The following is a 17055-nucleotide window of genomic DNA, read 5'->3' on the forward strand; positions in this document are numbered from 1 at the left end:
ATACTTGCGTGACGCTGCAGTGCAGTATGCAGTAGTGCACTACTCGATTTTTGTTTGTGACACCGACTTCAGATCACGTACGGCGCAATGAGCGTGGTGGCGCCCAGGACCACGACTCCGATCAGGAACGCGACGACCGTAAAGCCCATCACCTGACGGACATTGAGTTTCGCAATCGCCAGCAGGGGCAGTAGCCAGAACGGCTGGATCATGTTCGCCACGCCCTCGCCGACGGCCACCGCCATGGAGATCAAACCCAGGTACGCCGGTGAGTCCTGACCGATCGCCAGCGCCGAATCGACGGCGATCGGGCCCTGTACCGCCCAGTGCCCACCGCCCGACGGCACGAACAGGCTGATGATCAATGAGCCGATGAAGGTCAGGAACGGCAGCGTGTACTGGGACGCGCCGTTCACGAACGCCTCGGCCAGCAGGGTCTGCAGCGGTTTGGCACCCTCCACCGCCTGATAGCCCAGCAAGCCGACCAGACCGCCGTACAGCGGGTACTGCAGGAGCAGTGGGCCGGACACCTTGGCAGCACCGGTGAAGGCCCGGATGAACCGGATCGGTGTCCGGTGCAGCAACGCACTGGTGATGGTGAACAGCATGATCATCGACGAGATGTTCAGTGCGAAGCCGCTGAGGATGAAATAGGCGATGCCCGCGGCGAATACCAGGACGTTGAGGATCCACAGGTTTTCCAGCCATTCGGCGAACGTCTTCTTGCCTTCCGCCGGCGAAGCGGCCGATCCGCCCACGTCCTCGGGCGCATCCTCGTCCTCGAACACCGCGGGATCGGGTGCGAGGCTCTGTGTCGGTTCCATCCGCCAGATGGCGAGCGCGAGCAGCGCCAGCACGACGATCACCGACAGCCAGCTGTAGGGCTGGAAAATCGTCTGGCTCAGCGGCACGGTGACGCCGGTGATCTTGTGGATCACGTTGATCGGGCTGCTGCTGTCCGTGTTCGCCAGGGCGATCGACGACGAGAGCCCCTGCGTCCACACGATGAAGCCCATGAACGCCGCCGCGATGAGGTAGCCGAAATGCGCGTCGGTGAATCGCTTCGCGACCTGGCGGGCGACCAGCGCGCCGGCCACCAACCCGAGTCCCCAGTTCAGCAGGGAGAGAACAGCGCTCACGCCGAAACAGAGGAAGGCGCCCTGAACCTGGTTGTTCGGTTTGGCGGCGATGGCGACGATGGCCCGCTTCAGAATCGGCGCCTCGGCGAGGGTGTAACCCGTCACCAGGATCAGAACCATCTGGAACGCGAACGTGAAGATGTTCTGCGATCCCCACACGCCGCCGTACCACGCCTTGAGCATGCCGTCGGGCGTTGCACCGTGTACGAGGAAGGCGACCAGTCCGGCGACGATGAGGGTCAGGATGACCGCGAACAGGTATGGGTCGGGCATCAGACGCTCGACATAGCGGACACACAGCCCGGTGAGGGACTGCATGATTCCGCGGCGCTTGGTCCGCGGTTCTTCGCTCGTGGTCATTGATCCACCTCGCCGTTTTGGTGCCCCATCGCTGCCGCCGTCGGCAGCAGCCGCCGCGGTTCGGCACGGACTCTAGTCTTTGGAGCACTCCGCAGTGGGCGGTTGGCCGGGACGGATCGACAGAGTCCACTCGCCGACGAACTGCCGGGTGGATGGTGCCCACTCGGTGCGAATATCGCACTGGCCCAGCGCTTCGTGCGGCGTGGCTGCGCTCGTCTGCTGCCGTGTTTCGAGGCGGCTCGATGGGCGAGCACTGCCGGCGCCGGTCAACCACAGCAAAAAATCGGTTTCCCTGATGTCGGGTGTCCGACCTACCCTGGGTGGCTGCGCAGGCAAAGCTCGGGGGAGCTAGGAGAGTGGGAAACAATGACGGGCCCGAGCACGGGGGAGATCGCGGCGCAACCGCGTGCCCAGTCGAGCGCCAATGTCATCATCGCGCTGTTGGTCAGCTCGGCGTTCGTGATGATCCTCAACGAGACGATCATGAGCGTGGCGCTACCTGCACTGATCGTCGACCTGGACATCTCGGCGAGCACCGCGCAATGGCTCACCAGTGGCTTCCTGTTGACCATGGCGGTGGTCATCCCGATGTCGGGTTCGCTGCTGCAGCGGTTCCCGGTGCGCAGTATCTACCTGGCGTCGATGACCCTGTTCTGTACCGGCACATTGGTGGCCGCGCTCGCGCCGGGGTTCACGGTTCTGCTGGTCGGGCGCATCGTGCAGGCCTGCGGTACCGCGGTCATGATGCCGCTCCTGATGACGACGGTCATGACGCTGATTCCCGCGGACCGGCGCGGCCAGATGATGGGCACCATCTCGATAGTCATCGCCGTCGCACCGGCGATCGGGCCCACGCTGTCGGGGTTCATCCTCGGCTCACTGGACTGGCGATGGATGTTCTGGATCGTGCTGCCGATCGCCCTGCTCGCGCTGAGCGCCGGTCTGGCGTGGCTGCGCGTCGACGACGAACGGGAGGATCCCACCCCGATCGATCCTGTCTCGGTCCCGCTGTCGGCGATCGCGTTCGCGGGCTTGGTGTTCGGGCTGTCGCTCATGGGCGAATCCGCTCACAGCCCGCAGTCGGTGCCTGCGTGGGTGCCGATGGTGATCGGTGCGGCGGCGATGGTGGCCTTCGGTGCGCGGCAGATACTGCTGCAACGACGCGACCGTGCGTTCCTGGATCTGCGGCCCTTCACCTATCGGCGGTTCTCGGTGTCGCTGAGCCTGGTGGTCCTCGGCTTCATGGGGTTGTTCGGCGCCATCATCATGGTGCCGCTGTACGTGCAGGACGTACTGAAGCAGAGCGCACTGGTGGCCGGGTTGGCGACGCTGCCCGGCGGGCTGTTGATGGGGTTGGCCGGGCCGCTGGTCGGCCGAGCCTATGACCATCACGGCGCCCGTCTGCTGGTCGTGCCCGGGTCGTTGATGCTGTGTGTGTCGCTGTGGGGTTTCACGCTGCTGTCGGCGGCGTCACCGGTCTGGGAACTGGTGGTCTTGCAGTCGGTCATGATGTTGGGCCTGTCGATGATGTTCACCCCGTTGATGACTGACGCGCTCGCAGTCCTGCCAGACCGGCTCTATGCGCATGGCAGTGCCATCCTGACGACGCTGCAGCAGGTTGGCGGTGCCGCGGGAACCGCGTTGTTCGTGACGGTGATGACCAAGGCGTCCCACTCGGGTGGGGCCCCGGATCTGCCCGGCGTGCATGCGGCCTTCACAGCCGCCGCGGTGATCAGCGTGTTCGCCGTGATCGGGTCCTTCTTCACCGCTCCGCGTCCGAGCCCCGCGGGTGGCACGCCGATACATTGAGCCCGGTCGCTCGGTCGAGGTCGGGCACAATCGGGCGCATGGGCAAAGTCGTGGTCATCACGGGTGCGGGTAGTGGTATCGGCCGCGCGACGGCCCGGGTTCTGCTGGACGCCGGACATCAGGTGGCGCTGGCCGGCCGCCGCGCCGAGCCGCTGGCCGAGGTGGGAGGCGGGAATCCCAACGCCCGCATCGTGCCGACCGACGTCACGGATTCAGCCTCGGTGCAGGCGTTGTTCGCCGACGCGGTGTCGACATTCGGGCGCGTGGATGTGTTGTTCAACAACGCAGGGGTGTTCGGGCCGTCGGCGTCGATCGCCGACCTCGACGACCAGCAGTGGCACGACACTTGGCGCACCAACGTCGACGGCGCGGTGTTCTGTGCACGGGAAGCCGCTCGAGTCATGGCCGCCCAGCTGCCGCGCGGCGGGCGGATCATCAACAACGGATCGATCTCGGCACACCGGCCCCGCCCCAAGAGCCTGGCCTACACCGTCACGAAACACGCGATGAGTGGGCTGACCGCATCAATGTTGTTGGACCTTCGCGATATCGACATCTGCGTCACCCAGATCGACATCGGCAATGCCGCGACCGACATGACTGCGGGATTCAGTCACCAGACCCTGCAGGCCGACGGAAGTCTCGCAGCTGAACCGACTTTCGACGTCGGGCATGTGGCCCGCGCCGTGGCGCACCTGATCGATCTGCCCCTGGAGGTGTCGGTGCCGACGCTGACGGTCATGGCGCGGTCCATGCCGTACTTCGGCCGCGGCTGAGGGAACAGACCCCGAGATCAACCGGCGATCGCCAACCGCCGAAAAACAACAGAGCCGGAGGGGCCACCGGCTCTGTACAGCGGAATCGTCATCTCAGCGATCTGCATCCTGAAGCTCGTGCCGCTGAACTACTGCGATCAACTCTTCGCGAACCGACGAATTCGGCAGTTCGTTGATCCGCGCATAGAGGCGGCGCCGCATGTTGGCGCGCTTCTGGTTTGCGCGAAACTGTGCGAAGGACATACTTCTCACTCCTCGAAAGTGCCCCGGATCACGGGTACTCGTTGTTTGTTGACGTCCACACCTCGGGGATCGCCCGAGCGAACTGGACATCTCCCATGCTCCTCGCAGCGGCTGTCTAAAAGCAATTCTTAGAGTGTGAGTTTCGCTACAGCTCAACCAGTTTCGTCGCAGCGGAGTGGGCGCAGTCACAGTCAGGCGTCCAGGTGATGCCGCCGACTGCGGAAAAGGAGTAAGACTTCTCCTGTGGCACTCACCGTGCGAGATCTGACCGAGGTCGACAGTCTCGGTCTGGTCCTGGTGGCCGGAGCGCGCGGCGCTGACCGTGAGATCGCGTGGGCGCATGCCATCGAGTTGCCCGACCCGGCTCCGTATCTGGCCGGGGGCGAGTTGGTCATGACGACCGGCATCAACATCGGAGCTGACGCCGACGCGCAATTCGCCTACGTGGCACGCCTGGCCGCGGCCGGGACCGCGGCACTCGCCGTCGACACCGGCACCATGATTGCCGACATCCCGCCGGCGGTACGTGCCGCCGGAGATCAGTTGGGGATTCCCGTGCTCGAAGTGCCCGCCTCGACGCCGTTCATCGCGATCGCCAGGGTGGTGATCGACGCGCTCAAGGCCGACGAACTGCGCTCGGTGCAGCGCGTGGTCGACGATCAGGAGGTACTGGCCCGGGCGACACTGCGGGGCGGCATTCCCGGGGTGGTCGACGCTTTGGCGGATCGTCTGTCCGCGACCGTTGTCGTGGTGGACAACGACGGCACCGTGCTGGCGGCCGGGGGTGACGACCAGGAGCGGCTGATCGTCGTGCTCGGAGAGCAGGTTCAGCCCGCGCATCGGCACGGCGGCGCCCATGTCACCGCTGACGGGGATGCCTACGTCACCATCCAGAATCTGCGGGCCGCCCAGCCCGTTCGCGGCCGGCTTGCGATACGCACGTCCGATCCGATGTCCAACGCCGACCGGCTCCTGGTCGCCCATGCCGTGTCGCTGATCTCGATCGCGATCGAGAAACCGGCCCGGGTGGTCGACGCCGAACAGCTGCTGCGGACCGCGGTGGCCCGCGAGATGATTTCCGGCACCGGAGCTGTCGACGGTGCGGTGTTGCGCTACTTCGGTTTTGAGCCCGACGATGACATCGTGGTGGCGTCTTTCACCGGTGCGGGCCCGCTGCTGGCCGCGCAGCACGTGCTGGGACGGGTGCTGACATCGTTTCTGATGGCCCCGATGGGTGACGAGATCGTGATCATCGTTCCGGCGACCGGGAGCCGACGCCGCATCCGCTCGGTGATCGAGGAACTCGAGCAACAGACGGGTATCACGGTCGGTGGCGGGATGAGCCGGCCTGTCGGGCCGACCGATCTGTCCACGGCCTTGGAGCAGGCCCGCATCGCGGCGAATTCGGGCAGGGAGCGGTTCACCGAATTCGGTGAACTCAGCCCGATGGGTGTGCTGCTCGAGGGCCGGAGCACGGCCGAATTGCGGGTGTTGGCAGCACCATTGGATGCACTGGCGGGTGGGGAGGATCTGATCCCCACCTTGGCGGCCTTCCTCGGTCGCAACGGTCAGATGGAGGCGGCGGCGGCTGAGCTTGCGGTGCATCGCCACACCATGCGCAACCGGATGCGGCGAATCTCCCAATTGTTGGGTGACGACCTTGAATCGGCCGATACCCGGGCACAGTTGTGGCTGGGGCTCAAGGCCTGGCAGCTGCTGGCGTCTCGCCGGCCGGGCTGAGCGTGTCGTCGACGGAGCCCAGGCTTGGTGGTCCACTTCGGTAGGTGACCGGGGTGGCCGACAAGGTGATCGGGTTGGCCACTTGAGGTGTCGGTGTCCCTGGTACCGGCACGGTTGCCTCCAAGCCGAGTCGGCGGGCGAACGCGAATGCCTCCGACAGATCGTTGATTGGGCCGGCCGGCACGCTCGCGGCGGTCAGCACCGCGTACCAGTGATCGGCGCCGTGTCTCTTCAACGCGGTTTCGATGATGGCGCACAACGCATCCCGGTGGGCGACCCGGTCCGGATTGGTAGCGAACCGGGGGTCCTGGGCCAGCTGTGGTTCGCCGATGGCGGCGGCGAAGGACCGGAACTGTTTGTCGTTGCCGACGGCGACCGCGATGGGCCGGTCGGCGGTGTCGAACGTCTGGTACGGCGCGATACTCGGATGGCGATTGCCCATGATCTGCGGCACTGCGCCGGCCCCCAGGTATCCGGAGGCCTGATTGACCATGGAGGACAACAACACCGAGAACAGGTTGGTGTCGACGCGCTGTCCGACCCCGGTGCGGTCGCGGTGCGCCAGCGCCGCCAGGATTCCGCTCAGCGCGTGCAGGCCGGCCAGCACATCGACCAGGGCCACGCCGGCCTTGGTCGGATCGCCCGGTTCGGTTCCGGTGACGCTCATCAACCCGCCGACCGCCTGCACCAGCAGGTCGTAGCCCGGCAGCGCGGCGCCGCCGTCGCGGCCGAATCCGGTGATCGAGCAATAGATCAGGTCGGGACGGACCACCCGCAGATCCTCGTAGCCCAGACCGAGTTTCTCCATGGTCCCCGGCCGGAAGTTCTCCACCACGATGTCGGCCCGGGCCACCAGGGAGCGGGCGTGCTCCCGGCCGGCCGGATCGGACAGGTCGAGTGCCACTGAACGCTTGTTGCGGTTGACCGCGTTGAAATACGTTGCCACACCGGTCGAGTCGTACGGCGGGCCCCACGCCCGGGTGTCGTCGCCGGTGCCCGGGCGTTCGATCTTGATCACCTCGGCGCCGAAGTCGCCGAGCATCATGGTCGCGTACGGCCCGGCCAGCACGCGGCTGAAATCGACGACGACGACTCCGTCGAGGGCGCCCATCCTCACGCTCATGCTCCCGGCCGCCCGCCCCGCAGGTACACCGTCGTGGTGTGGGTGAAGAATTCCCGTGCGGCGCCGCCCTGCTCCTTGGGGCCGAGCCCGCTCTTCTTGGCCCCGCCGAACGGTACGTGCGGATCGGCGCCGGCCGACTCGGAGTTGACGTGCAGCACGCCGACGTCGATCTGCTCGACAGCCCGCAGTGCCCGGGTCAGGTCCTGGGTGAAAACCGCCGCCGAGAGCCCGAACTCGCTGTCATTGGCAAGGCGGAACGCGGCGTCGGCGTCGGCGGCCCGCTTGACGGCGAGGACCGGTCCGAACAATTCGTCGGTCCATACGTCGGCGGCTTGACCGTTGAGTTCTACGACGGTTGGCGGGATGAAGTAGCCCTCGGCCAGTGGTCCTTCCGAGTAGGGGGTACCGCCGGTCAACACCGTGGCGCCCTGCGCGGCAGCGGCCTGAATCCCCGCCGAAATGGACCGGTGTGCAGCGTCATTGGCGACAGGTCCCATCTGGGTCGCGTCGTCGGTGGGGTCCCCGACGGCCAGGGCCGCCGCGCGCTCGGCCAGTGCGGCCAGGAACTCGTCGGCGATCCCGTCGGTGACGATCAGGCGGGACGTGGCCGTGCATTTCTGCCCGGTAGAGCGGAACGCCCCGAGCATCACCTGCTCAAGGGCCAGTTCGACATCGGCGTCGTCGAGCACGACGGCGGCGTTCTTGCCGCCCATTTCGGCCTGAGCGGGGACTCCGCGCGCCGCCGCGGCCGCGGCGATTCGCCGCCCGACCCCGGTGGAACCGGTGAACGTGATGCCGTCGATGCCTGGGTGGTCGACGATGGCGTTGCCGATGTCGGATCCGCCGATCAGCAGGTTGAGCACGCCGGAGGGCAGGCCGGCCTCGGTCAGTGCCTGCGCGAGCCGGATCGCCAGCAGTGGAACGGTGCTCGCGGGTTTCCACACGACGGTGTTGCCGTAGATCAATGCGGGCGCGATCTTCCAGGCCGGAATGGCGATGGGGAAGTTGAACGGGGTGATCACCCCGACCACGCCGAGCGGTTTGCGGGTGATGAGGATCTGTTCACCGGCCCGGGGCGAGGCGTAGATCTCGCCCGCCTGCCGGTCGCCCTCGTTGCCGTAGTAGCGCAGGATCTGCGCGGCCCGCCGAACCTCGCCGATGCCTTCGGCTTTCGTCTTGCCTTCCTCGCGGGCCAGCTCCATGCCCCACGCCTCGGCGTTGCGGTCGACGATGTCCGCCGTGCTCAGCAGCACCGTACCGCGCTGATGCATCGGGGTGGCGGCCCAGGACGCGGCAGCCTCGCCGGCGGCACGCACCGCGGCGTCGACGTCGGATGTGCGGGCATTACTGCCCTGGGCCACAACCACACTCGGTTGTGTCGGGCTCACGCTGAGCAGCGTGTCGCCGGTGCCGGGTAGCCACTGTCCACCGATCAGGTGCTCGATGGCAACGGTCATCAGCGGAAGGCCGCCTGCCCGGTCAGGGCCTTGCCGATCGACAGCAGGTGCATCTCGGAGGTGCCCTCGTAGGTGAGGACGGACTCGAGATTGTTGGCGTGGCGCAGCGGTGAGTATTCGAGGGTGATGCCGCTGCCGCCCAACAGGGTCCGGCATTCACGGGCGATGGCCAGTGCTTCGCGGACGTTGTTGAGCTTGCCCAGGCTGATCTGCTCTGGCCGCACCTCTTCGGCATCCTTGATGCGGCCCAGGTGGATTGCCAGCAGCATCCCCTTGCCGAGTTCGACGGTCATGTTCGCCAGCTTTTCCTGGGTGAGCTGGTAGCTGGTCAGTGGCTTGTCGAACACCTCGCGCGAGCCGGCATAGTCGATCGCGGTCTCCAGGCTGTCGCGGGCCGCACCGAGCGAGCCGAACACGATGCCGAACCGGGCCTCGTTCAGGCACGACAGCGGGGCCGACAGTCCTTCGGCCAGCGGCAGCTGCGCCGAGGCCGGCAGCCGGACGTTGTCCAGCACGAGCTCGGAGGTGACCGAGGCACGCAGGGAGAGCTTGCGGTGAATCTCGTTGGCGGTGAAGCCCGGGGTGTCGGTGGGCACCAGGAAGCCGCGAATGCCCTCGTCGGTCTGCGCCCACACGGTGGCCACATCGGCGAGGTTGCCGTTGGTGATCCACATCTTGGTGCCGTTGAGCACCCAGTCGCTTCCGTCGCGGCGGGCGCGGGTGCGCATGCCGGCGGGGTTGGAACCGAAGTCGGGTTCGGTCAGGCCGAAGCAGCCGATCGCATCACCGGCGGCCAGCCGGGGCAGCCATTCGTTCTTCTGTTCCTCCGAGCCGTAGCGGTAGATGGAGAACATCGACAGCGAGCCCTGGACGGAGACGAAGCTGCGGAACCCGCTGTCGCCGGCCTCCAGCTCCATACAGGCCAATCCGTAGCTGACGGCGTTGGTGCCCGCGCAGCCGTAGCCCTGCAGGTGCATGCCGAGAACGCCGAGCTTGCCGAACTCCTTGGCCAGCTCCCGGGGCAGGGTGGCCGATTCGAACCATTCGCCCACGTTGGGCCGTAGGCGGGTGTCGACAAACTTGCGCACGGTCGCGGCGATCTCGCGTTCGTCGTCGTCGAGCAACCGGTCGGTGTCGAACAGCTCCAGCGGCCGGTAGGTGGACTTCTTGGCGGCCGGTGTGGCGGTGGCGGTCATGACTCAAGGCTAGATTTGCCCACGCACACATGCCTATGGCCGATTCGTACAACAGGGGTGTGCTACCTGTCCGATGGGGAGCATTCGGATGCCCGGTCGCCGGGCCTGACCACCGGGTTGGGTGGCCTATGCTCGGTGCGGCGAACGGCGTGGCCCCAGGGTGTTCCGTCGTCAGTGACCGGCGAAGACAGCCCAGGGAAAGTTCAGCGTGCAGGTGATTGTTGGCGATCCGGTTCTCGTTCCTTCCGTTCCGCGGCAGGTTCGTGATGATCTGATCGGGTTGAGTGGTGTGGCCATCGTGATGGTCGTCATCTGCCATTTCTGGTTCGGGCGGGCCTGCGGCGGGCTGGATGTCCTGCTGGTTCTGACCGGCTTCTTCATCGGTGGTCGCGTCCTGCGCAGCCTGACGAGCCCCGCGACGCTGGTCGCAGAGATGGGCCGGGTGGCGCGCAGGGTGGTGCGGCCGTTGGTTCTCGTGCTGGCCGTGTGTGCGGTGCTGACGGTGCTCGTCCAGCCGGAGACCAGGTGGGAGGCCTTCGCGGATCAGACCCTGGCCAGCCTGGGCTTCTACCAGAATTGGCAGTTGCTTGGCTCGGCGGACGACTATGTGCAGGCGGGCGAGACGGTGACCCCGCTGCACCATCTGTGGGCGCTCTCGATGCTGGGCCAGTTCACGCTGGCGTTCGTTGTGCTCGCCGGGGTGGTCATGGCGGTGACGGCGCGCCGCGGACGCACCGCACGACCCACAATCCTGGTCGGGGTGTCCGCTGTCGCACTGGTGGCCTCGCTGTACTACGCCGTTACGACGCAGTCGGACAGCCCGATGCTCGCCTACTACAGCACCTTCGCCCGGGCCTGGGAGGTGTTGGCCGGGGTTCTCGCGGCCGCCCTCGTGGCCGTGCCGGTGGGTCGCCTCCGGTGGCCGGGTTGGCTGCGCGCCGGTGTGGCCGCAGCCGGTCTGGCGGCGATCCTGGTGTGCGGTGTGCTCACTGACCGGACGGTGCAGTCCCCGGGAGCCTGGGCGTTGATTCCGGTGGCGGCGACCGTGCTGGTGATCGTGAGCGCAGCTCAGGCGATGCCGCCGAGGGCGAACGAAATCCTGCGCAGCGGCCCGTTGGTCGTGCTCGGATCGATGGCCTACCCGCTGTACCTGTGGCACTGGCCGTTGTTGATCTTTTGGCTGGCCTTCATCAATGACGATGCGGTCGGCATGGTCGATGGCGCCGCTGTCGCTCTGGCCGCGGTGCTGATCGCCTGGCTCACCGCGTGGTCGGCCAGGGCGCAATGGCAAGCCCGGTGGTATCGGCTAGCCCGCACGTGGGCCGTGCCGGGTGCCGCGGTTCTGCTGGTGACGGTGATGCTCGTGGCGTTGTCGCTGATGTGGCGCGGACATGTCGCCCTCGCCCGGGCCAGCGGCGCGGAACTGGGCATGCTGTCGATCCGGGACTACCCGGGCGCGCTCGCGCTCACCGAGAATCACCGGGTCGCCAAACTGCCGATGCGCCCGAGCGCGCTGGAGGCCGACGACGACATCCCGCCGTCGTCGATCGACCATTGCGTCACGGGATTCACCGGTGGTGAGGTCGTCAGCTGCGTGTACGGAGATCCCGACGGCGCCCACACCATCGCGTTGGCGGGCGGGTCGCATTCCGAGCACTGGCTGACGGCGCTACATCAGATCGGACGCCAACACGGCGTCAAGGTGACCACCTACCTGAAGTTCGGCTGCCCGCTGACCACCAAACCCGTGCCGATCATCGCGGGGTCGTTCGAGAAATATCCGTCCTGTCGGACGTGGTCGGACAACGCCTTGGCGCAGATCATCGCCGACCGGCCGGACTACGTGTTCTTCACCTCGACGCGCCCGATCCTCAACGGCCCGGGCGACTATGTGCCCGATTACTATCTGGGCATATGGGATGAGTTGTCCGCCAATGGAATTCCGATGCTCGGCATGCGTGACACGCCGTGGATGCTCCGTGACGGCTGGTTCTTCTCGCCGGTGGACTGTCTGTCCAAGGGGGGTGACGTCGAGTCTTGCGGGGTGCCGCGCAACGAAGCCCTGGCGCAACGCAATCCGACCCTCGATTACCTGGCCGACTATCCGCTGATGAAGGTTCTCGACCTCACCGATGCGGTGTGCCGGCCGACGATCTGCCGCGCCGTGGAGGGCAACGTGTTGGTGTACCACGATGCCCACCACCTGTCGGCGACTTACGTGCGCACACTCACCACCGAGTTGGCCCGGCAGATGTCCGACGCCCTCGGATGGTGGTAGTCGTCATTCGACGATGAAGACCGGAATCTGTCGGTCGGTCTTGGTCTGGTATTCGGCGTAGGGCGGGTAGGCCTCGACGGCGAGCTTCCACCAGTGTTCACGCTCGTCACCGGAGATCTCGCGGGCGGTCAGCGAGACCGTCTTGTCGCCGTCCTGCACCGTCACGGCGGGGTGGGCCTTGACGTTGAAGTACCACGACGGATGCTCCGGCGCGCCACCCTTGGAGGCCACCATCGCGTAGCGGCCGTTCTCTTCCACGCGCATCAGCGGTACGTACCGCTTCTTGCCGGACTTGGCGCCCGTCGTCGTGAACAGCACGATGGGGCGGTCGAGCACCTCGACGCCCTCGGTGGTGCCTTGTTCCAGGATGCGTTGGGTCTGGTCGCGTACCCAGTCGGTCGGGCTCAGTTCGGCATGTTCACTCACGCCCCCCGCAACACCGACACCGGCGTTGTTATTCCCGGGTCACCGCAGCTTCAGCACCACCTTGCCCTTGGCGCTGCGGTTCTCCAGCGACGCGATGGCCTGCGCGGCCTGCTCCAGTGGAAACACCTCGGGCTGTGGTGCAGGCACCACGCCGGAGGCCAGCAGCGGCTGCAGTTCGGCCCACTGCTCCTGCAGGTAGCCGGGATGGGAGAAGGTCCAGGCGCCCCAGCCCGCGCCGACCACGTCGACGTTGTTGAGCAACAGGCGATTGACCTTGACCGTGGGGATCTCACCGCCGGTGAACCCGATGACGAGGAGCCGTCCGCCGACGGCCAGTGATCGCAGCGAGTCGGTGAAGCGATCCCCGCCGACCGGGTCGACCACGACATCCACGCCCCGCCCGCCGGTGATTTCCTTCACCGCGTCGCGGAACCCGTCGGCGAGCACCACGTCGGAAGCGCCTGCGGCCCTGGCGATCTCGGCCTTCTCCTCGGTGGACACCACCGCGATGGTGCGTGCGGCTCCGAGTGCCGGGGCCAGTCGCAGCGCCGAGGTGCCGATGCCACCGGCCGCACCGTGCACCAGGACGGTCTCACCCTCGGCCAGCCGGCCGCGGGTGCGCAGGGCGAACTGGACGGTCAGGTCGTTGAACAGGATGCCGGCGCCGGCCTCGAACGACACGGCGTCCGGCAGGGGGAACACGCGCTCGGCGGGCAAGGCGACGACTTCGGCCATGCCGCCCGACAGCATGGTCAGGCCGAGCACGCGATCGCCGGCAGCGACATGGGCATCGGCCGGGGCGCTGCGCACCACGCCGGCGATCTCGGCACCCGGGGTGAACGGAAGCTCAGGCTTGTACTGGTAGAGACCACGGGTGAGCAGGGCGTCGGGGAAGGCAACGCCCGCGGCGTGGACGTCGATCACGACCTGCTCGGCGCCCTCGGCGCTGGAGGGCTCCTCCACCTCGGCCACCCGCACTGCGTCCGGACCGTCGAGTCGGGTGATCTGTGCTGCACGCATCGTTGTCTCCTTCTGGTGGGTCGCCAGCCAATTGTGACAGGTGTCAAGTGCGTGGCTTAGCATCACCGGATGCTCAACGCCCGCGCTGCGGTGGTGCTCGACGCCGGAGCCGATCCCCAGCTCACCGACGTGCAAATTCGTCCACCCCGCGGCGACGAAGTGCTGGTTCGCATCGACGCGGTGGGCATCTGCCACACCGATGTGAGTGTCGCGGCACGGTTTCGCAAACTGCCGATGGTGTTCGGTCACGAAGGTGCAGGCAGGGTCATCGAGGTCGGACCGAATGCCGTACCCGGCGTGGGGGACCAGGTCGTCCTCACCTTCGCCAGCTGCGGCGCCTGCTCCAACTGTCAGGCGGACACCCCGGCCTACTGCGAGCGTTCCACCGACCTGAACATGCGCGGCACCCGCGGAGAGTCCAGTGCGCTGCACGCCGACGGGGTCCCCATCGGGGGCGGCTTCTTCGGTCAGTCCAGTTTCTGCACGTATGCGATCGCCGGCAGCCGAAACGCTGTGGTGCTGCCCGAGCCGATCGACCCCGCGCTGGCCGCCCCCCTGGGCTGCAGCGTGCAGACCGGGGTGGGTGCCGTGCTCAATGTGCTTGCGCCGCAACCCACGGATGCACTTGTGGTGTTCGGGGCCGGAGCGGTGGGGCTCTCCGCGGTCATGGGCGCCCGCATCGCGGGGTGCCGGGCCGTCGTCGCTGTCGACCCGATCGCCGAACGACGTTCGCTGGCAACCGAGTTGGGTGCCACCGCCACGATCGATCCGACCGCCGGCGGCGACGTGGCCGCAGCTGTGCTCGAGCTGACCGGGGGAGCGGCCGCGGCAGTCGACACCACCGCGCGCCCAGACGTCCTCATGACAGCAATCACGGTGTTGCGTGAGCGCGGCACCCTGGCGCTACTGGGCCTCGGCGCGTTGACGGCCGAACTGCCGGTCGCCGCGATCATGGGAAAGGGGCTGAGCCTACGCGGCGTGGTCGAGGGTGACAGCGAACCGCAGACCTTCATCCCGCGCCTGGTCGATCTGTACCGCCGTGGCGAACTACCGCTCGACAAGTTCGTCAGCCGCTACCCCTTCGACGACTTCGGCCGCGCGTGGGCTGCCGCAAAGTCCGCTGACGTGGTAAAACCCGTCCTGATCACCCAAGCGGTAGGCTCGTAATCCCTCTGTTTCACCCGGCAACGACGCCAACGATCGGAGCATCATGACCCTTCCCCAGCTACCACCGGGACGCACTGTCGAGGTGCGCGCCGTCGACGGCGTGCGGCTGCATGCCGAGGTGTTCGGACCCGAGGACGGCTACCCGATCGTGCTGGCTCACGGCATCACGTGTGCCATCGGCGTCTGGGCGCACCAGATCGCCGATCTGGCCGCGGACTTCCGCGTCATCGCCTACGACCATCGCGGACACGGCCACAGCGAGACCCCGCGCGGGCGTCACCGCTACAGCCTCAACCACCTCGCCGCCGATCTCGACGCGGTGCTGGACGCCACGCTGAGGCCCGGTGAACGTGCCGTTGTCGCCGGGCATTCGATGGGCGGTATCGCGATCACTTCATGGTCGCAACGCTATCCGGCCCGGGTGCCCGCCCGTGCCGACGCCGTCGCGCTGATCAACACCACCACCGGAGACCTGGTGCGCGATGTGAAGCTGTTGAGGGTTCCGGCCCCGCTGGCGTCGACGCGGGTTCGGGCGGCAGGTACGGCGATCCGGACCTTCGGCGGTACGCGGATGCCGCGGATCATCGAGCGTCCCAACAAACGTTTCGTCGCCCGTCTGGCGGTGGGCCGTGACGCCGACCCGTCGGTCGCTGAGTTCATCTATCAACTGTTCGCCGAGACTCCGGCCGCCGGACGCGGCGGCTGGGCCCGCACGCTGGTGAACGGGCTGGGCCCACAACATATCTCGCTGCAGAACCTGTCGGTGCCCACGCTGGTGATCGGCAGCTCCAAGGACCGCTTGCTGCCCATCAACGCCGCCCGCCGGATCGCCGACGACGCCCCCAACCTGCATGCCTTCGTCGAGATGCCCGGTGGGCACTGCGCCATCCTGGAATGCCCGTCGCAGGTGAACGCCCAGTTGCGGGCGCTGGCCGAATCGGTAGCGTCGCCGCAGGCGGTCAATCAGTAAGGCGGCCCGCGACTTCGGCGGCCGCACGCTGACCGGACCGGACCGCTCCGTCGAGAAATCCGGTCCACTCATTCGCGGTTTCGGTGCCGGCCCAGTGGATCGCGTCCACCGGTTCTCGCAGCCACCTGCCGTACTGGGTCCACGATCCCGGCGGCACCGCCGCGGTGGGCCCACCCGGTGCGAATTGTTCTGCGCTCCAACAATGGTCGACGTAATCGATCGGTTGTCGGGCGGCGTCGCCGAACAGGGTGGCGAACCCGGACAGGGCCTGCTCGCGCCGCTCTGGGGGTGACAACCGGTCGAAGGTGCGGGCGTCGGTGAAACCGAGCAGGATTCCGGGGCCGCCGGAACTGCCGTCGGCCGGGCTCACATCGAAGGTGATGAACACGGGACCCTCGTCGGACAATGCCTCGCCTGAGCACCCGTTGGTGCGCCAGAACGGTTGTTCATAGGCGGCATATGCCTTGCTGAGGTTGCCCTGCGGCCAGTTCGCGGCCAGGTCGGTATACGGTTTGGGCAGCGCCGGGCTGAACTCGATCCCGGTCCGGTGCTGCGGCGGGATCGCCACGATCACCGCACGTGCCTGCACCGCGCCGGAGGGACAGGTCACCGCGACGGTGCCGTCGTCGTGGCGTTCGATGCGGTCCACCGGGGCATCGAGCACCACCCGATCTCCTAGTTCCTCGGCCATCTTCGACGCGATCTGCTGGGTGCCGCCGGGAAACCGGTCCTGTTGGGCGCCGCCACGGACGTCGAGCATGCGGTCGAGCCCACCGGCGGCCTTGACGTAGCGGGCGGCGTGCAGCATCGACACCTCGTCGGGCTCGGCGCCCCAGGTGACTCGGGACATGATGGCCATGAGGTTGCGCGTCGAAGCGTTGGCCCCGGCCGAGCGCAGCCACTGCTCCAGTGTGAGCTCGTCGAGCTTCTCGGCGTTCGAACTCTTCCACGGCTCATTGACCCGGATGAGCCGGCAGAGCCGTTCGAAGCGCCACTGGATGCGGGATACGTCGAACAGTTCCATCATCGACAGCCGCGGGATCGTGCTGCGGTAGGCCCGGACCCGGCCATGCCAGAGAATCAGATTCTTGCCGCGGTCGTAGGTGGGCACGGTGCGGCACCCGAGTTCGTCGGCCAGCGCCAGCACCGCGTCCTGGGTGGGGCCGACGAACGTGCCGCCCAGGTCGACCGGCACCCCGGCGATCGTGGTCGTCGACGATCGTCCGCCCACCCGGTCGCGCCCCTCGAGCACCACCACCTCGTGTCCGAGCCTGGTCAGGGCGCGGGCAGCGGACAGGCCGGCGAAGCCGGCACCCACGACGACGACGTCGGTGCTCGTTGGGATGCTCAC

The 17055-nt window shown here is 67.2% G+C and carries 14 protein-coding genes; 6 read left to right on the forward strand and 8 right to left on the reverse strand.

What is annotated here, in order from left to right; translation table 11 throughout:
- Positions 1 to 68: 68 nt before the first annotated feature.
- Entirely contained in the window at positions 69 to 1499 is a 1431-nt protein-coding gene (locus tag AC4ELH_RS05625) for a TIGR00366 family protein (RefSeq protein ID WP_064878854.1), read from the reverse strand.
- A gap of 366 nt (positions 1500 to 1865) precedes the next feature.
- On the opposite strand from AC4ELH_RS05625, the gene AC4ELH_RS05630 reads away from it, so the two are divergent.
- Together AC4ELH_RS05630 and AC4ELH_RS05635 are read left to right on the forward strand one after the other, a co-directional pair.
- Positions 1866 to 3308, forward strand: coding sequence for a DHA2 family efflux MFS transporter permease subunit (locus AC4ELH_RS05630; RefSeq protein ID WP_498883441.1), 1443 nt, complete (start codon positions 1866 to 1868; stop codon positions 3306 to 3308).
- Positions 3309 to 3346: 38 nt separating this feature from the next.
- Entirely contained in the window at positions 3347 to 4084 is a 738-nt protein-coding gene (locus AC4ELH_RS05635; protein WP_498883442.1) for an SDR family oxidoreductase, read from the forward strand.
- Positions 4085 to 4177: 93 nt separating this feature from the next.
- Here the strand turns inward: AC4ELH_RS05635 and AC4ELH_RS05640 are convergent, their stop codons facing one another.
- The gene (locus tag AC4ELH_RS05640) at positions 4178 to 4327 is read right to left on the reverse strand and encodes a hypothetical protein (RefSeq protein ID WP_498883443.1); all 150 of its coding nucleotides are present in this window, start codon (positions 4325 to 4327) and stop codon (positions 4178 to 4180) included.
- A gap of 243 nt (positions 4328 to 4570) precedes the next feature.
- Between AC4ELH_RS05640 and AC4ELH_RS05645 the strand changes: the two genes are divergently transcribed.
- Positions 4571 to 6067: a PucR family transcriptional regulator gene (locus AC4ELH_RS05645; RefSeq protein WP_498883444.1), complete on the forward strand. Its 1497-nt coding sequence runs from the start codon at positions 4571 to 4573 to the stop codon at positions 6065 to 6067.
- Here the strand turns inward: AC4ELH_RS05645 and AC4ELH_RS05650 are convergent.
- From AC4ELH_RS05650 to AC4ELH_RS05660, 3 genes are read right to left on the reverse strand one after another with little or no spacing between them, the layout of a single operon-like run.
- On the reverse strand, positions 6027 to 7184 hold the full coding sequence (locus AC4ELH_RS05650) for a CaiB/BaiF CoA transferase family protein (protein WP_498883568.1): 1158 nt from the start codon (positions 7182 to 7184) through the stop codon (positions 6027 to 6029). The genes AC4ELH_RS05645 and AC4ELH_RS05650 overlap by 41 nt on opposite strands.
- A 2-nt stretch (positions 7185 to 7186) precedes the next feature.
- On the reverse strand, positions 7187 to 8650 hold the full coding sequence (locus tag AC4ELH_RS05655; protein WP_498883570.1) for an aldehyde dehydrogenase family protein: 1464 nt from the start codon (positions 8648 to 8650) through the stop codon (positions 7187 to 7189).
- The gene (locus tag AC4ELH_RS05660) at positions 8647 to 9843 is read right to left on the reverse strand and encodes an acyl-CoA dehydrogenase family protein (protein WP_463790038.1); all 1197 of its coding nucleotides are present in this window, start codon (positions 9841 to 9843) and stop codon (positions 8647 to 8649) included. Before AC4ELH_RS05660 ends, AC4ELH_RS05655 begins: the two co-directional genes overlap by 4 nt.
- A gap of 208 nt (positions 9844 to 10051) precedes the next feature.
- Between AC4ELH_RS05660 and AC4ELH_RS05665 the strand changes: the two genes are divergently transcribed.
- The gene (locus tag AC4ELH_RS05665) at positions 10052 to 12121 is read left to right on the forward strand and encodes an acyltransferase family protein (protein ID WP_498883445.1); all 2070 of its coding nucleotides are present in this window, start codon (positions 10052 to 10054) and stop codon (positions 12119 to 12121) included.
- 3 nt (positions 12122 to 12124) lie between these two features.
- Here the strand turns inward: AC4ELH_RS05665 and AC4ELH_RS05670 are convergent, their stop codons facing one another.
- Positions 12125 to 12547 (reverse strand): nitroreductase family deazaflavin-dependent oxidoreductase, encoded by a 423-nt coding sequence (locus AC4ELH_RS05670; protein ID WP_064878870.1) that lies wholly within the window; start codon positions 12545 to 12547, stop codon positions 12125 to 12127.
- A gap of 39 nt (positions 12548 to 12586) precedes the next feature.
- On the reverse strand, positions 12587 to 13567 hold the full coding sequence (locus AC4ELH_RS05675; RefSeq protein ID WP_498883446.1) for an NADPH:quinone oxidoreductase family protein: 981 nt from the start codon (positions 13565 to 13567) through the stop codon (positions 12587 to 12589).
- Positions 13568 to 13636: 69 nt separating this feature from the next.
- On the opposite strand from AC4ELH_RS05675, the gene AC4ELH_RS05680 reads away from it, so the two are divergent.
- The gene (locus tag AC4ELH_RS05680) at positions 13637 to 14734 is read left to right on the forward strand and encodes an NAD(P)-dependent alcohol dehydrogenase (protein WP_498883447.1); all 1098 of its coding nucleotides are present in this window, start codon (positions 13637 to 13639) and stop codon (positions 14732 to 14734) included.
- A gap of 43 nt (positions 14735 to 14777) precedes the next feature.
- Entirely contained in the window at positions 14778 to 15704 is a 927-nt protein-coding gene (locus AC4ELH_RS05685; protein WP_448442716.1) for an alpha/beta fold hydrolase, read from the forward strand.
- Here the strand turns inward: AC4ELH_RS05685 and AC4ELH_RS05690 are convergent.
- Complete coding sequence (locus AC4ELH_RS05690) at positions 15694 to 17055, reverse strand: flavin monoamine oxidase family protein (RefSeq protein WP_498883448.1); 1362 nt, start codon at positions 17053 to 17055, stop codon at positions 15694 to 15696. The genes AC4ELH_RS05685 and AC4ELH_RS05690 overlap by 11 nt on opposite strands.

The organism is Mycobacterium shunyiense, assembly GCF_058270075.1.

Bases quoted from the DNA above. Each gene is read 5' to 3' on its own strand.
- AC4ELH_RS05675 (WP_498883446.1), bottom strand. From the start codon at position 13,567: ATGCGTGCAGCACAGATCACCCGACTCGACGGTCCGGACGCAGTGCGG.
- AC4ELH_RS05635 (WP_498883442.1), top strand. From the start codon at position 3,347: ATGGGCAAAGTCGTGGTCATCACGGGTGCGGGTAGTGGTATCGGCCGC.
- AC4ELH_RS05660 (WP_463790038.1), bottom strand. From the start codon at position 9,843: ATGACCGCCACCGCCACACCGGCCGCCAAGAAGTCCACCTACCGGCCG.
- AC4ELH_RS05640 (WP_498883443.1), bottom strand. From the start codon at position 4,327: ATGTCCTTCGCACAGTTTCGCGCAAACCAGAAGCGCGCCAACATGCGG.
- AC4ELH_RS05630 (WP_498883441.1), top strand. From the start codon at position 1,866: ATGACGGGCCCGAGCACGGGGGAGATCGCGGCGCAACCGCGTGCCCAG.
- AC4ELH_RS05625 (WP_064878854.1), bottom strand. From the start codon at position 1,499: ATGACCACGAGCGAAGAACCGCGGACCAAGCGCCGCGGAATCATGCAG.
- AC4ELH_RS05685 (WP_448442716.1), top strand. From the start codon at position 14,778: ATGACCCTTCCCCAGCTACCACCGGGACGCACTGTCGAGGTGCGCGCC.
- AC4ELH_RS05680 (WP_498883447.1), top strand. From the start codon at position 13,637: ATGCTCAACGCCCGCGCTGCGGTGGTGCTCGACGCCGGAGCCGATCCC.